We start from the raw sequence: 14,873 nt of genomic DNA on the forward strand, positions 1-14,873 counted from the left end.
TACGACGCCGACGGGGGCCACGGATCCGTGGCCCCCGTCGGCGTTTCCGGACCCGTTTTCCGGCTGACGGGTGAGGGCACCGGGTGGCGTCCGGCGGGTCGCGGGATGGCGCCGGGTGCGGGCCGCCCGGCGGGTGAACGACGGGTGGCGGGCGATCGACCGACCGGCGGACGGCCGGTAGGCTGATCGGGCGCACCGCCCCCCGTAGCCGACCCAGAGGGCCGCCATGAAGATCGCCGTTTCCGGCTCGATCGCCACCGACCACCTGATGCATTTCCCCGGCAGATTCGCCGACCAGCTCATCGCCGACCAGTTGCACAAGGTGTCGCTGTCGTTCCTCGTCGACGAGCTGGTCGTCCGCCGGGGCGGCGTCGCGGCCAACATCGCGTTCGGGATGGCCCAGCTCGGCCTGCGCCCGGTGCTGCTCGGCGCGGTCGGCGCCGACTTCGCCGACTACCGGTCCTGGCTCGAGCGGCACGGCGTCGACTGCGAGTCGGTGCACGTCAGCGAGGTGGCCCACACCGCGCGTTTCGTCTGCACCACCGACCTTGACATGTGCCAGATCGCGTCGTTCTACGCCGGCGCGATGAGCGAGGCCCGCAACGTCGAGATCGCCCCGGTCGCCGCCCGGGTCGACGGTCTCGACCTGGTCCTGGTCAGCGCCAACGACCCGGCCGCGATGCTCCGGCACTCCGAGGAGTGCCGCGACCGTGGCTACGCCTTCGCGGCCGACCCGTCGCAGCAGCTCGCCCGCATGGACGGCGCCGACGTGATCAAGCTCATCGAGGGCGCCGACTTCCTGCTCACCAACGACTACGAGAAGTCGCTGCTGGAATCCAAGACCGGCCTGACCGCTGACCAGGTCCTCGACCGCGTCAAGATCCGCGTCACCACCCTCGGCAAGGACGGGGCGGAGATCACCGGTCGCGACATCGAGCGCATCCACGTACCGATCGCCCGCGACGTCCAGGCCCAGGACCCGACCGGTGTCGGCGACGGCTTCCGGGCCGGTTTCTTCGCCGGCCTGTCCTGGGGCCTCAGCCTCGAACGGTCCGCCCAGGTCGGGTCGCTGCTGGCCGCCCTGGTGCTGGAGACCGTCGGCACCCAGGAATACGAGGTACGCCCCGACGTCTTCGTCAAGCGCCTCGGCGAGTCGTACGGCGACCACGTCGCCGAGGACGTACGCCCGCACCTGGGCGCGTGACCGGGGCGCCCGCTGCCCGGGGCGTGGCGGTGACGGCGTGACCACCCGATCCGGTGCGCCGCCCCGCCCGCTGCTCGTGGTCTTCGCCGGGCTGCCCGGCGTCGGCAAGAGCACCCTGGCGAGGCAGGTCGGGTCGGCGCTGCGGGTGCCCGTGCTCGCCGTCGACCCGGTCGACCGTGAGCTGGGCCGGCACGAGGTGACCGAACCCCGCCCCGGCCACGCCGCGTACGGCATCGTCGCCGCCCAGGCCGAGACACAGCTCGGCATGGGTGTGCCGGTGGTCGTCGACGCGGTCAACCCGGTCGCCGCGACCCGCCGGCTGTGGCAGGAGATCGCCGATCGCACCGGCGTGCCGCTGCGGGTGGTCGAGGTGTGGTGCGGCGACGAGACGGAGCACCGGCGCCGGGTCGAGAGTCGGCTGGCCGAGGAGGGCGGTGCCGGGACGCCGGACTGGGCGCAGGTGGTCGGCCGGCGGGCCGAATACGAGCCGTACGTCGGCCCGCGCCTGATCGTCGACACCGCCGTCTCCGGCGACCCGCTGCCCGGCCTGCTGGCATACCTGCGCTGAGTCGCCGCCCCCGCCCCCGCCCCGCCCCGCCCCGCACCGCCCGCCCGCCCGCCCGATCGATCGTCATGATCGTCTGCGGTTGAGGCGTTCGACACGCCGTGCGCGGAGTGCTGGAACAGCAGACGATCGAGGCCGGCGCGGGGCGGTGCGTTGATCAAGGACTTGTTGCGCGACAAGTTGGACAAAACGGCCACGACTAGTCCTTGATCAGCCCTCGGGGGCGCCGGGGCGCGTCGGCCCTCGGGGCGCGTCGGCCCTCGGGTGCGCCGAGCCCTGGCCCTGGTGCCCGGTCGGTCAGGTCGTGCGGCGGACGTCGTACGCCGGGGTGTCCCCGACGGTGGTCGGGCCGACGAACTCCTGGCTCCGCATCCGGCACCAGGCCGGGATGTCGTTGCCGGCCGCCGGGTCGTCGGCCAGCACCCGCAGCACCGTGCCCACCGGCACCTCCGGCAGCCGCCGGGCCAGCCTGATCACCGGCAGCGGGCACCGCTGCCCCCGGCAGTCGAGCACCTCCACCGCCTCCACCCCCACCTCCCCGTCCGACACCGTCTCTCCAAGATCCCCGCGATCAGGGCCGAGTCCCAAGATCCCCGTGATCAGGGGCCAGGGAGCCCGACTCACCGACGACACGCTCGACGTACTCCCTGATCACGCGGATCATGGGTCAGAGGTCGGTTACGCCGGCCTCGGCGCGCAGGGCGGCCACCACCTCGGGGAGTTCGGCGAGGAAGCGGGTCACCTCGGCCTCCGTCGTGCCGCGGTGCAGCGAGACGCGTACGTTGCCGTGCGACAGCACCCCCATCGCCTCCAGCACGTGCGACGGGCGCAGCGTCGACGACGTACAGGACGAGCCCGAAGAGACGGCGAAACCGCGCCGGTCCAGGGCGTGCAGCAGCGCCTCGCCGTCGACGTACAGGCACGAGAACGTCACCAGGTGCGGCAGCCGGTCCACCGGGTCACCGACCACCTCGACGTCCGGCACCGTCGCCGCCACCGTCGACCGGATCCGGTCGACCAGCGCCGCCAGCCGCGCCGCCTCCGCCGTCGCCTCGGCCGCCACCGCCCGCAGCGCCGCCGCCGCGGCGACCACCGCCGGCAGGTTCACCACCCCGGGCGTACGCCCCGACTCCCGCTCGTCCTCCGGATAGGGCGACTCCCACCGGGTGCCCTTGCGTACCACCAGCACGCCGACACCGGGCGGCCCACCCCACTTGTGGGCGCTGGCCGTCAGCACCGACCAGCCGTCCGGCAGCGGCACCCGGCCGACCGACTGGGCCGCGTCGACGTACAGCGGCACCCCGGCGTCGGCGCAGGCCCGCGCGGCCGCCGCCACCGGCTGGACGGTGCCGACCTCGTGGCTGGCGCTGATCAACGCGGCCAGTGCCACCCCGGGCCCGGCCACCGCCGCCGACCAGGCGTCGAGATCGAGCCGGCCGAGCCGGTCCACCGGCACCGGAACGGCCGAACCGCCGGCCGCGACGTGCCGCCCCGCGGCGTGCAGCACCGCCGAGTGCTCGACCACCGAGTGCACCAGCACCGTCCCGCTCCGGCGGCGCCCGGCCAGCCCGCCCAGCACCGCGGCGTGCGCCGCGGTCGTACCGCTGGCGGTGAACGACACCTCGTCGGGGCGTACCCCGAGGGTTTCGGCGGTCGCGGCCCGGGCCGCGTCGAGCAACTGGCGGGCCCGGCGGGCCCGCGTGTAGAGCCGGGCCGGATCGGCCCAGCCGTCCGCCAGGGCCGCCAGCAACGCCTCGCGGGCCACCGGGTGCGGCGGTGCCGCCGTCGCCGCGTCGAGGTAAACGCCTGTCACGCCCACCCGTAGGACGGTAGTCCCCCTCGTGGTCAGGTCCGCCATTCGCCCACCCCAAGGCCGTCCGGCCGGGCATGGTCGAGTAATCTGCGACCGTCGGTGACGCCCTTGCCGCCGGTGCTGACGAACCAACACCCACCGCGGCGCTCCCAGGGAGGCAGGACAAGGTGCTCGCAAGGCGCTCGGAATCAGGACCCACGGCCGCCAGGCGCAGTTCGCGCAGCCGCGTTGGACGGCTGGCCGGGCTCGGTGCCGGTGGTGCGGTGTCGCTGATCACGCTCACCGGCTGTGACGTCGGTGCCGCGTTCGGCGGGTTCGGGTGGCCGCAGGGCGGCATCACCCCCGAGGCCAACCGGATGTACGACCTGTGGATCGGCTCCACCATCGCGGCCCTGGCCGTCGGCTTCTTCACCTGGGGCCTGATCTTCTGGTGCATCATCCGCTACCGCAAGCGTGGCGACGAGTTGCCCGTCCAGACCCGGTTCAACATGCCGATGGAGTTCCTCTACACCATCGCGCCGATCCTGATCGTCGCCGTGCTCTTCTACTACACGGCGATCGTGCAGACCGACGTCGACAAGACCTCCCGCAACCCCGACATCACCGTCGAGGTCGTGGCGTTCAAGTGGAACTGGCAGTTCAACTACCGGGACGGCGTCGGCCCCGACGCCAACACGACCGCGTCGGTGCTCGGTTCGGACGACATCATCCCGGTCCTGGTCCTGCCCACCGGGCGGTCCGTCCGCTTCGAGGAGACCAGCAAGGACGTCATCCACTCCTTCTGGGTGCCGGAGATGCTCTTCAAGCGCGACGTCTTCCCGGGCAACGTCCGCAACGCCTTCCAGGTCACCAGCATCGACTCCGAGGGAGCCTTCGTCGGCCGCTGCGCCGAACTGTGCGGCACCTACCACTCGATGATGAACTTCGAGCTGCGGGTCGTCTCGCCGGAGCGGTACGACCAGTACCTCGCCGCGCTGCAGGGCGGCAGCACGCCGCAGCAGGCGCTCACCGCGATCGGTGAGGAGCCGTTCGCGGTCACGACGGTGCCGTTCGACACCAAGCGCACCGCGCAGAATTTCGGCAACGACGGCGCCAGCGGCGCGGGAAGCTGAGGACCGGGGCATGAAGACCGAGTGGCGCCTATTCCTCATCATCGCCGGGTTCCTTCTCTTCGCGACCTTCGTCTACGGCTTCTGGACCGACGGTCAGCTCGGCCACGTCGAGTGGATCGGTACGGTGGCCCTGGCCCTGTCGTTCCTGCTCTGCACGATGTGCGGCGGCTTCTTCTGGTTCGTGTCGCGGCGCATCGACCTGCGGCCGGAGGACCGGCCGGATGCCGAGATCAGCGACGGTGCCGGTGAGATCGGCTTCTTCAGCCCCGGTAGCTACTGGCCCTTCGGCATCGCCCTGGCGGCCACGGTCGCCGGTCTCGGCCTGGTGTTCTGGCAGCTCTGGCTGGTGGCCGTCGGCATGGTCGCGGTCATCCTGACCGCGTGCGGCCTGCTGTTCGAGTACTACACCGGCACCCGGCGCACCGCCGAGCACTGAGTAGCGGAATCTGTTCGTGACCCACGGGTCGGTGCGGCTCCCTCGTCGGGAGCCGTGCCGGCCCGTTGTCGTTCGAGCGCCCCGTACCGGCGGTTGGAAACCCGCCCGCACCGGCTGTTGGAGAATTGTCCCCGCCGGGTGAACCGAACGTCGCGGTCGATGCGATGAAGGGGTGTGGAACCACTGTCGGGTGCAGCACCAAGCGACGCGCAACTGCTGAGCTTGATCGCCGCCAACGACCGGGCGGCGTTCGAGCTGTTCTACCAGCGTTACGCCGCCTGGTTGGCGCTGCGGCTGCGCTACCGGTGTTCGGACCCGTCGCTCGTCGATGACGTGGTGCAGGAGACGTTCCTTGCCGTCTGGCGTGGCAAGGCGCGATACGGCGAGCAGCCGGGCGGCGACGTCGCCGGCTGGTTGTGGCGGATCGGGTCCCGCCGACTGATCGACTCGTTGCGTGGGGACAGCCGCCGGGAACGGCTGGGCCGGCTGCTGGCCCGCTATCGGATGCGCGAGGCGCCCTCCGCGGAGGAACAGGTGTTGCTCGGCATCGAGCACGGTGACGTCGCCGGAGCGCTCGACCGGCTTTCGCCCGAACTGCGGGCCGTCCTGCAGGCCACCGTCCTCGACGGCCTGACGACCGCGGAGGCGGCGGTACTGCTCGGGATCCCGTCGGGGACCGTGAAGACGAGGGCCTTGCGAGCCCGCCGGCAACTGCGCCAGGAGTTGGCGTGAACCGCTGGAGGAAGCCATGAGTGCCGAATGGCACGTGCCGGACGGGGACCTGCGGCGGTACGCCGGCGGGGAGTCGACGCCGCCGATGCTCTGGTCGACCGAGGCGCACCTCGCGGCATGTGCCGACTGTCGCGCCAGGCTGACGGCGGTGACGGACCCGGAGATTCTGGAACTCGGCTGGGCCCGGCTGGACGCCGAACTCGACGCACCGGTTCCCGGGCCGATCGAACGGCTTCTCCTCCGTTGCGGGGTGGCCGATCACACGGCCCGGCTGTTGGTCGCGACCCCGGTGCTGCGGATCTCCTGGCTGATCGCGGTCGCCTCGACCCTGGCGCTCACCATCGCCCTGGCCAACCTGGTGCAGCCCGTGGTCTTCCTGGCCGTCGCTCCGCTGTTGCCGCTGGCCGGCGTGGCCGCGTCGTATGGGCGGGGCGTCGATCCGACGTACGAGGTCGCCATCGTCGCGCCGCTGCACACCTTCCGGCTGCTGCTGCTGCGTACCGCCGCGGTGTTGACCACCACGACGGTGCTGAGCGTGATCGCCAGTATCGGGCTTCCGGAAGAGGGCCTTCGGGCGTTGGGCTGGTTTCTGCCTGCGTTGGCGCTGACCCTGCTCAGCCTCGCACTGACTCCCGCGTTCGGACCCGTCGGCGCGGCGGTGGTCGTCGGCCTGGCCTGGGCGATGCTGGTGATCGGCCTGGGAGCCGGGAGCTTCCTCCTCGGCCCAGGCGGCCAGTCGATGGTCGCCGTCGCCGCGCTGCTGGCGGCAACCATGCTCGTACGGCTCAGGCCGGCGTTCGACCTGCCGCGCGACGGTGGGCGCTCGTCGCGCCTGGTCCTGTGGAGGAGACGGTGAGCACCTCGGTCGGCGGTTACTCGGTCAGCGCCTCCGGGCTGACCCTGCGGTATGGTCCTGTCACCGCGTTGGCGGGGGTGTCGCTCGGCCTGCGTCGCGGGGTCACCGGGTTGCTTGGACCCAATGGCGCGGGCAAGACCACGCTGCTACGGACGCTGGCCACCGGGCTCGTACCGGACTCCGGTGACCTGACCGTGCTGGGTCACGATCCACGGACCGCCTCCGGTCGGCTCGCCATCCGGCGCCGGGTCGGCTACCTTCCGCAGAACTCCGGACTCCACCCGAACTTCACGGTGTTCGAGTTCGTCGACTACGTGGCGATCCTCAAGGAGTTCGACGATCGCCGGCGGCGGCACGCGGAGGTGCGCAGGGTCCTGGCCACCGTGGGGCTCGACGACCAGCGCGGAAAGAAGATCAAATCGCTGTCCGGGGGGACCCGCCAGCGGGTGGCGGTGGCGATGGCCCTGGTCGGGGATCCGGATCTGCTGATTCTGGACGAACCGACCGTGGGCCTCGACCCGGAGCAGCGGCTGCGGTTCCGTGAGCTGATCGCCGAACTGGGTGAGGGCAGGGCCGTCCTGGTCTCGACCCACCAGATCGAGGACGTACTGATGCTCTGCCAGCACGTCCTCGTGCTCGAGCGTGGTCAGGTCAGGTTCGAGGGACGACCGGCGGAGTTGGCGGCGGTTGCCGCCGGCCGAGTCTGGACGAGCACCAGCCGGACCGCTGGCGCGTTGGCGTCGTGGCGTACCGCGACTGGTCGTTACCGGCACATCGGTGATCCGCCGGCCGACGCGGAACTTGCCGAGCCGAGCGTCGAAGACGGCTACCTTCTGCTCGTCGAGCAGATGTCGAATGGTCGGGCGGAACGATGACGGGCAACTCGGTGCCGTCTCGGGACCGGGTGGCCGAGAAACTGGTCGCGCGACGCGGGCGCAGCATGCTGGCGCTAGGCCGGCTGGAGGCACGGTTGGCCGTACGTCATCCGGTCACGATCGTCGCGGTCCTGTCGTTCGTCGGCCTCTGCGCGTATGCGCTGCTGATCGGGGGCGCGAACAGCTATCCGGTGCTTCAGGACGAGGACAGGTGGATCCAGTACCCCGTCATGGTCCTGCTGGGTGGCGCTGCCCTGGTCGTCGGCAACCTGGCCGTGCTGCGTGGGCACCGGCACGGGACGACCGCCGCGCAGGGCGTGCTGGTCCTGCCGGTGCCCTGGCGCGTCGGTGCCCACCTGCTGGCCGTGCTGCTGTTCGGCGGCCTCGCCACCGTGCTGGTGCTGATCTGGGCGGTCGTGATGTCCACGGCTCCGGGTGCGGCCGGTCGGATGAACCCCTACGAGTTGATGTCCGGGCCGATGGTGGTCGTCCTTCTCGGTGCACTCGGCGTTCTCCTCGGTCAACTGTTCCGGTCGCCGTTCGTGGCTCCGCTCACGCTGCTCGGTCTCGCCGTCGCCACGGGCGCGTACAGTTCTCCCGATGCCCCGGGCAACCCCTGGCTGGGATGGTTCCTGCCCGTTGCCGCGCAGCGGGACCCGATGCCGCTGCCGACCCATCTGCTCGCCCGTCCGGCCGCCTGGCATCTGGGTTATCTGGCCGGTGTGCTGGTGCTGGTGATCGTCGCGGCCCTGTTCCGGGCGGGGGGCCGAAGGGTCGGCGCGGCGGCCGTCGTGGGTCTGCTGCTGGCGGTGGGCGGGGGAGTAGGGCAGGTCACCGCCCCGGGGGACGAGGTTGTGGCCGATCGGATCCTGGCGAGTCGGGACCCGGCCCGCCAGCAGACCTGTGTCGCCGTCGACCAGGTCAGGTACTGCGTGTTCCCCGACTTCGTCGCCTGGGTCGATGGATGGGACGCGGTGCTCCGGGCGGTATTGCTCCGGGTGCCGCCGGCCGAGGCGCGCCGGCCGATGGCCGTTCGGCAACGGGTCTGGGCGCACGGCTATCTGCACGGCGGCAGCGTCGTCACGCCGCGGCAACAGCAGCTCCGGGCCGCCACCTGGCGGGCCGGTGACCTCGCGGCGGGAACTCCGAACACGGTCACCGTCGGGACCCGGTGGGGGGAGGGGGAGTACGAGCTCGGCCTCGCCGCGCTTGTCGCGTACGAGGTTCTCGCCCGTGAGGGGGCAGGGGTGTTCGGCACGCTCTGTGGTGCCCGGGCAGTCCTGGTCGGTTGGCTGGCCGGCCAGGCGTCTCCGGGGGCGGCGACCGCCCTACGCGAGATGCAGGCCCGCAACGTCGAAGGCGCCCATCTCGGCGAACCCAGCTTCGGGTCCGGCGTCACCCTGCCGGCCCAGGAACTCGCGCTCGTGGTCTCCCTCCTGGACCGGCCGGTCGAGGTCGTCGCGGCGGCGGTCCTGCGATCCTGGGCCGAGTTGAGCAGGATCGACACCGTGACCGGGCGGGCCGGCGAGATCCTGGGAGTTCCGGTGCCGTCGGCGCCAGCGGATGCCGGGTGCCTCGCATGACAGTCGGCGAGCCGGCCGTGGTCGCAGCGGGAGGACCCTCGGTGCCGGCACCGGGTTGATATCGGGCCTACCGATTTGGTTGGTTGTCGGAGAGGAGTGCGGCAGCGGGATGTAATTGATCTACGACGATTTCGTCCGTTCATTTCACGGTTGTAATCGGATGTTTCCTCCGTTAGTCTGGACCAGTTCGTGGCCCAGTTGCACGGGGGTGACAGTGGCTGCTCCGAGGAACGCGCGTGCTCCGCCGTCCCGATCGGGAAGAATTATCGAGGTCCTCATCTGCGGGTCCGTGCGTCGTTGCCGGATCGCCTGTTAGTCGACCGGATGAGATCCGCTTTCGCGATCGGTCGTATCGGGTGGAGCGGCGAATCGTGGTGTGTTCGCCTCGGTTCTGGCGTGACGGAAAGATCGTGGCACGCCCCGGCTGATTCAACTTTGATGAATGGAGTATTTCGTGAAACGTATTCTGGTCACCGCGGCGTTGGGGCTCCTCGCCGCTGGCGGATTCACGCTCGCCGCACTGCCGGCGCAGGCCGGCAGTGTCTCCTGCGACAGCAGCGGCTTCAGCGGCTCCAACGGCGGTCGGGCCTGGGCCAACGGCTGTGACCACAGTGGCGACCACGGGGTCAGGCTGTGGGGCGACTGCGAGTTGTCGCCTTCCACTGTCTACTCGCCGTGGCAGTACGGAAGCTTCACGAACTACAACTTCCAGACGTCGACCTGCACGTTCGGCGTGAACGCCTCCGGGTTCCAGCACTAGTCGTCAGCCGATGTAGGAGCTGATCGACCGAGAGAGATCGGGATGGGTTGCCGGGCTGAGAGAAGCAGCCCGGCAACCACTCGGACGATTATCCTCTCGCTGGGCCTGGATTGCCAGGAGAGGACAAGAGAATGCTCGTGTTGGAAAACGTGACGAGGCAGTACCGGGCCGGAGAGGTGCGGGTCGCGGCGGTCCGTGGGGTCAGCCTCGCGACGACGCCGGGAACGATGACCGCGGTGATGGGGCCGAGCGGGTGCGGCAAATCGACCCTGCTGACAATTGCCGGTGGTCTCCAGCCGGCGGATTCCGGTACGGTCACCGTGGCCGGCGTCCGAATCGACCAACTCTCCGAGAATGATCTTTACCGACACCGTCGGCGGCATATCGGGTACGTCTTCCAGGACTACAATCTCGTACAGATCCTGACCGTTCTGGAAAATGTCATGCTGCCCGCCGAGTTGGATGGCTTACCGCGTCGAAAGATGCGCGACCGGGCGCTTGGCGCTCTGGCGATGGTAGGGATGGCCGACTACTCGGACAGATACCCCGACACTCTTTCCGGCGGCCAGCAGCAGCGGGTTGCACTGGCCCGCGCCATCTGTGGCGACCGGCGGCTCATCCTGGCCGACGAGCCCACCGGAGCGCTGGATTCCGATAACGCGGCACAGGTGCTCGATGCGCTGCGGACGCTGGTCCGCGCCGGCGCCACCTGCGTCGTGGTGACGCACGACGGCTCGGTCGCGGCCCAGGCCGACCGGGTCCTGCACATGCGGGACGGGTTGCTCGACGGCGACCTCGTCGAGCCCTCCGGCGCGCGCCGGGCCGACGCGTGAGCGCCCGGCGGGTCGCGCTGCGGCTGGCGGTACGTGGGATGCGGCGCGACCGCCGCCGCACGTTCATCCTGTTGGCCGCCCTGGTGGTTCCGCTGGCGGTGGCCGCGGCCCTCTCCACGGTCCGGGCCACCAGCATCCTCTCGCCGGAAACCCGTGTGGAAGCCCTGATCGGGCAGTCGCAGAGCGTGGTCAACAACGGAGCGTTCGTTCGTGAACAGGGCGTCGAGCGTGCCCTGGCCACGGGGTCGGCGGAGCTGTCGAGGGCGGCGGGGCACTCGGTCGAGTCGTACGTCGAGGTCAACGGCTACCTTCCGGCGGCCGCGAACGGAAGGCAGGTGGACTCTTTCGGGTACGGGGTGGACCTCGACGCGGCGATCCACCGGGGGCGCTTCCATCTGCTGGACGGGCGAACGCCGCGCGGCGACCGGGAGGTCGCCCTGTCGCAGAGCGTGGCCGAACGGCTCGGGGTCGGCATCGGCGACGAGGTCGGCCTGGGCCCGGACGCCGCGCCGGCGACGGTGACCGGAGTCGTCGCGATCGTCACCGACACGCTGCGCAAGTTCGTCGTCACCACTCCGCTGGCCGCCGTCCGGAACACCCCCGGAGCCGCCAGCGCCGGCGGGCAGCAGGAACTGCTGCCAGGCCGGAACAGCACGGTACTGACGTGGCACGTGCCGGTACGGCTCGATTCCGAGGCACTGCGCGCGCGGGGGTGGAGCGTCAGCGACCGTCAGCGGGCGTTCCTGCTTTCCGACAACGAGTCGATGGTTCCCGGCGACCAGGTCAACGCGTGGATCCTGGGGATCACCGTCCTGGTCGTCGCCGAGATCGGTCTCGTGCTCGGCGCGGTCTACGCCATCGTGGTGCGCGGTAACCGCCGGGAACTCGGCCTGTTGGCGTCGGCCGGAGCCGGGCCCGGGGTGCGCCGCGCGGTCATCTCCTACCAGGGGCTGCTGGCCGGGGTGGCCGGCGTCGTCATCGCGATCATCCTCGGGATCGCGGCCGCGTTCCTGATCGCGCCCCTGGCCGCTGCCCGCAGCTTCGAGATCTGGGGACCGGTCCGCCCTGATCTGGGCGCGCTGGCCGTGCTCGCCGTACTCGGGATCGCCACTCCGGCCGTATCGGCGCTGGTGGCGGCCCGGGGGGTCGCACTGGACGTGGTGGCGGCCCTGCGCGATCAGCCGGAGCCGGTCCGGCGCAGCCGCCGGCGTGGCCTCCTGGTGATCGCCGGGGTGGCGCCGATGGGAATCTTCCTGCTCGCCAGCGGCGCGATCCTCAACACGCCGATGCTGGTCCTGGTTGGTGCCCTCAGCCTGGTCTGTGGCGTGGGCTACCTCCTGCGTGGGCTGCTGCCCGCGTTGGGGGAGCGGGCCGGAGGGCTGCCGCTGCTGCACCGGATCGGCCTGCGTGCCGCCGCCCGATCCGCACCCCGGGCCGCCGCCCTGGGTACGGTGATCGCCAGCTTGACGCTGCTGGCCGGACTGGTGCTCGGGGCGATGGGCGGGCTGACCGCCGAGGTGAACCGCACGTACATCGCCAACAGCCCGGATGGGACGGCCTTCATCTACACCACGAGGATGCCGTCGCCCGCGGCCGTGAACGCGATGACCGACGCCTTCGAGGTCGACCGGGTTGTCGGACTCGGCCTGGCCAGCCCGCCACCACCCAAGGACCTGGCCGACGACGGCAGCAACTTCACCTTCTGGGGAGACTTCCAGGCCCGGAACCCGGTCAGCGAGTGCATGTCGGCCGGCGGTTCGCTGTCGGACGGATCACCGCGGACACCGGAGCAGTGCGTCGCCGAAACCGGCTTTCCCACCCAGAGCACCCCGTTGATGGTGATCGCGCCCGACGACCTGTCCGTCCTGCTCAATAGGGCCGCGACGCAGGCCGAGTTGGCCGCGCTGGCGCAGCACAAGGTCCTCGTCCTCGACCGGCGGTTGGCTCCGGACGGGACCGTCACCGTGGACGCGCCGAAGCCGGACGCGGCCCAGGGGCAGGGCGGCACCATCTCGGTCCGGCTGCCCGCGCTGGTGGTCCAGGAACGGACGACGTACCGCAATCTTCCGGCGGTCCTCGTGACGGAGGACGCACTCGACGGTATCGGCGCCGTCGTGCAGCCGAACTCGGCGTACTTCTACGTGCCGGCCCCGGCCGGCGCGATCAGCCCGGAGCAGGAGGACCGGGCGCGGGGTTCGCTGTCGTCGGACATCGGTACCGGATTCTTCAGCCTCGAGGTCGAGCGCGGACCGACCGCGGGCAAGGTCCTGCGCAGCACCACGGTGGCGAGCATCGCGCTGTTGGTCCTGGCCGCAGCGACCCTTGCGTTCGTGACCGTGTCGCTGGCGACGCAGGACATGCGGCCCGACCTGTCGGCGCTGGCCGCGGCCGGTGCCAACCGCCGCTTCCGGTCGCTGCTCAGCGCTTCACACGCCGGGCAGGTCACATTACTGGGAGTGTTCGTCGGAAGCCTCGGCGCCGTGGTCGCCATGCCGGCACTGCTCGCCGCGATGGACGTCGGATGGTCGTTCTGGCCCTGGCTCGGACTCTTCGCCTGCGGGCTCGGCGCCGTCGCTGCCGCCGGTCTGGCCGGCTGGTTCAGCGGTGCCGGCGTGAAGACGTTGCTCAGACGCGCGTACTGAACCCGTCGGTGTCGCGGGTCGGCCGGACCATACGCCCGGCCGACCCGCTGTCGCTTCGCGACCCGGCCGCCGGTGCGGTTCGCGTACCGAGGTACGGCATCCGGCGGCGGACCGGTGGGTCGGTCAATGCTGCGAGATGGACTCGACCAGGTCACCGACCGGCCGGTCGGGCAGCGCCCGGGCGACGTCCGCCACGGCGACGATGCCGATCAGCTCGTGCCCGTCGATGACCGGCAGCCGGCGTACCTGGTATTCGCTCATGGTCTCCAGGATCTCCTCGGCGTCGTCGTCCGCACCGATGGTCACCGGCTTGCCCTCGGCCAGTTCGCCGGCGGTGACGCCGCGCGGGTCGCGGCCGGCCGCAATGACCTTCACCACGATGTCGCGGTCGGTCAGCATCCCCTTGAGCTGGTTGTCCTCGCCGCAGATGGGCAGCGAGCCGACGTCCAGTTCCATCATCTGGCGGGCGGCGGTCTGCAGATCGTCCTTCGCCCCGATGCAGGTGACGCCCGGCGTCATGATGTCTCGTGCGCTTCGCATGGTCCGTACCTCCGTCGTTCCCGGTCCGCGTCGAGTACCCACCCCGGTGGGGCCGATTCCTCCGTCACGGCCGGCAGCCGGGCACCGTCCGTATCGGGATGAACCGTCGCAGTCAGGTCGACAACGGGCGGTACATTCCGCCGCATGACGGAACCCCTCACCCTCGACGACCTGGTCAACGATGCCGCCTTCTACTCCTGGGAACACCAGGAGCACCTGATCGACCTGACCGAACAACTCGGCGAGCACCGCTTCCAGGTCGATCTCAACGCCCGGCGGCTGGACCTCCTCGGCGCGGGTACGTTGAGCACCACGCTCGGCATGCTCGGGTCGACCTCCGAGCGGCTGGGCACCTGGCTGTGGGGGTGGGCCAACCCGTCCGGCTTCGCACCCGAGGTCACCGCCATGTCGCTGCGGGTGGCCGAGTTCGGCCGGCAGCACGGCATCCGGGAACTGACCGACGCCGAGATCCCGCTCACCCCGGACCTCGCCCCCCGGCTCACCGAGGCGGCGAAGGTGGTCACCCGGTGCTGGACCGGCTACTCGTTCGCGGCCGGGCCGGGCACCCGCGTGCACCTGCTGATCGACGGGCCGGAGTTGGCCCTTCCCGCGCCGAACCTGCCCCGGACGGTCCGGGTCATCGGCGAGGCGCTCACCAACGGCCTCGTACGCGACCACCGCCGGGCACTGCTGTCGTACGCGCACCTGCGCCGGCTGCGGACGAAGGCCGACGGCTCGACGGTACGGCTGCGGCTGCCCGAGGGCGTGCTGACGGTGACGTTCGACAGTCTCGGCCGGATCGGTGGGATGTCCGGCGAGATGGTGGGGCGCGGCGCCGCCTGACGAGGCGGCCCCACCGGCCCGGAAACCGCCCCAGGGCCGCCGTGGCGGCCCGGAAACGAACGTGGCGCCCACCTCCAGG

Annotated in this window: 15 protein-coding genes; 12 read left to right on the plus strand and 3 right to left on the minus strand. The window is 71.1% G+C overall.

Going from position 1 to position 14,873, the window contains the following annotated elements; all coding sequences use genetic code 11:
- Positions 1-226 precede the first annotated feature (226 nt).
- Positions 227-1,204 (plus strand): carbohydrate kinase family protein, encoded by a 978-nt coding sequence (locus tag AB0M79_RS08820; RefSeq protein ID WP_364209741.1) that lies wholly within the window; start codon positions 227-229, stop codon positions 1,202-1,204.
- Between the two features lie 37 nt (positions 1,205-1,241).
- The gene (locus AB0M79_RS08825) at positions 1,242-1,772 is read left to right on the plus strand and encodes an ATP-binding protein (protein ID WP_364209744.1); all 531 of its coding nucleotides are present in this window, start codon (positions 1,242-1,244) and stop codon (positions 1,770-1,772) included.
- A 294-nt stretch (positions 1,773-2,066) separates the two neighbouring features.
- On the opposite strand, the gene AB0M79_RS08830 is transcribed toward AB0M79_RS08825, so the two are convergent.
- Positions 2,067-2,297: a sulfurtransferase TusA family protein gene (locus AB0M79_RS08830; protein WP_364209939.1), complete on the minus strand. Its 231-nt coding sequence runs from the start codon at positions 2,295-2,297 to the stop codon at positions 2,067-2,069.
- A 139-nt stretch (positions 2,298-2,436) separates the two neighbouring features.
- The gene (locus AB0M79_RS08835; RefSeq protein ID WP_364209747.1) at positions 2,437-3,588 is read right to left on the minus strand and encodes an aminotransferase class V-fold PLP-dependent enzyme; all 1,152 of its coding nucleotides are present in this window, start codon (positions 3,586-3,588) and stop codon (positions 2,437-2,439) included.
- A 161-nt stretch (positions 3,589-3,749) separates the two neighbouring features.
- Here AB0M79_RS08835 and coxB point away from each other — a divergent pair, with 161 nt between their 5' ends.
- The 9 genes from coxB to AB0M79_RS08880 all read left to right on the plus strand — a co-directional run bounded on the left by coxB (position 3,750) and on the right by AB0M79_RS08880 (position 13,411).
- Complete coding sequence (gene coxB, locus AB0M79_RS08840; RefSeq protein WP_357537671.1) at positions 3,750-4,694, plus strand: cytochrome c oxidase subunit II; 945 nt, start codon at positions 3,750-3,752, stop codon at positions 4,692-4,694.
- A 10-nt stretch (positions 4,695-4,704) separates the two neighbouring features.
- Positions 4,705-5,130, plus strand: coding sequence for a cytochrome c oxidase subunit 4 (locus AB0M79_RS08845; RefSeq protein ID WP_364209750.1), 426 nt, complete (start codon positions 4,705-4,707; stop codon positions 5,128-5,130).
- Positions 5,131-5,304: 174 nt separating this feature from the next.
- Positions 5,305-5,862, plus strand: coding sequence for an RNA polymerase sigma factor (locus tag AB0M79_RS08850; protein WP_364209753.1), 558 nt, complete (start codon positions 5,305-5,307; stop codon positions 5,860-5,862).
- 16 nt (positions 5,863-5,878) lie between these two features.
- Positions 5,879-6,718 carry a hypothetical protein gene (locus AB0M79_RS08855; RefSeq protein ID WP_364209756.1) on the plus strand — a complete coding sequence of 280 codons (840 nt, stop codon included), beginning with the start codon at positions 5,879-5,881 and terminating at the stop codon, positions 6,716-6,718.
- Positions 6,715-7,593 (plus strand): ATP-binding cassette domain-containing protein, encoded by an 879-nt coding sequence (locus tag AB0M79_RS08860; RefSeq protein ID WP_364209759.1) that lies wholly within the window; start codon positions 6,715-6,717, stop codon positions 7,591-7,593. Before AB0M79_RS08855 ends, AB0M79_RS08860 begins: the two co-directional genes overlap by 4 nt.
- Positions 7,590-9,176 carry a hypothetical protein gene (locus AB0M79_RS08865; protein WP_364209762.1) on the plus strand — a complete coding sequence of 529 codons (1,587 nt, stop codon included), beginning with the start codon at positions 7,590-7,592 and terminating at the stop codon, positions 9,174-9,176. The genes AB0M79_RS08860 and AB0M79_RS08865 overlap by 4 nt, the downstream gene beginning before the upstream one ends.
- A gap of 454 nt (positions 9,177-9,630) precedes the next feature.
- Positions 9,631-9,936: a hypothetical protein gene (locus AB0M79_RS08870; protein WP_364209765.1), complete on the plus strand. Its 306-nt coding sequence runs from the start codon at positions 9,631-9,633 to the stop codon at positions 9,934-9,936.
- A 131-nt stretch (positions 9,937-10,067) separates the two neighbouring features.
- On the plus strand, positions 10,068-10,769 hold the full coding sequence (locus AB0M79_RS08875; protein ID WP_364209768.1) for an ABC transporter ATP-binding protein: 702 nt from the start codon (positions 10,068-10,070) through the stop codon (positions 10,767-10,769).
- Positions 10,766-13,411, plus strand: coding sequence for a hypothetical protein (locus tag AB0M79_RS08880; RefSeq protein WP_364209771.1), 2,646 nt, complete (start codon positions 10,766-10,768; stop codon positions 13,409-13,411). Before AB0M79_RS08875 ends, AB0M79_RS08880 begins: the two co-directional genes overlap by 4 nt.
- A gap of 123 nt (positions 13,412-13,534) precedes the next feature.
- Here the strand turns inward: AB0M79_RS08880 and AB0M79_RS08885 are convergent, their stop codons facing one another.
- Positions 13,535-13,951, minus strand: a complete 417-nt coding sequence (locus tag AB0M79_RS08885; RefSeq protein WP_364209774.1) for a CBS domain-containing protein — start codon at positions 13,949-13,951, stop codon at positions 13,535-13,537.
- A gap of 144 nt (positions 13,952-14,095) precedes the next feature.
- On the opposite strand from AB0M79_RS08885, the gene AB0M79_RS08890 reads away from it, so the two are divergent.
- Entirely contained in the window at positions 14,096-14,794 is a 699-nt protein-coding gene (locus AB0M79_RS08890; RefSeq protein ID WP_364209777.1) for a DUF6882 domain-containing protein, read from the plus strand.
- Positions 14,795-14,873: the final 79 nt, after the last annotated feature.

Source organism: Polymorphospora sp. NPDC051019 (assembly GCF_040683055.1).
Lineage (GTDB): Bacteria > Actinomycetota > Actinomycetes > Mycobacteriales > Micromonosporaceae > Polymorphospora > Polymorphospora lycopeni.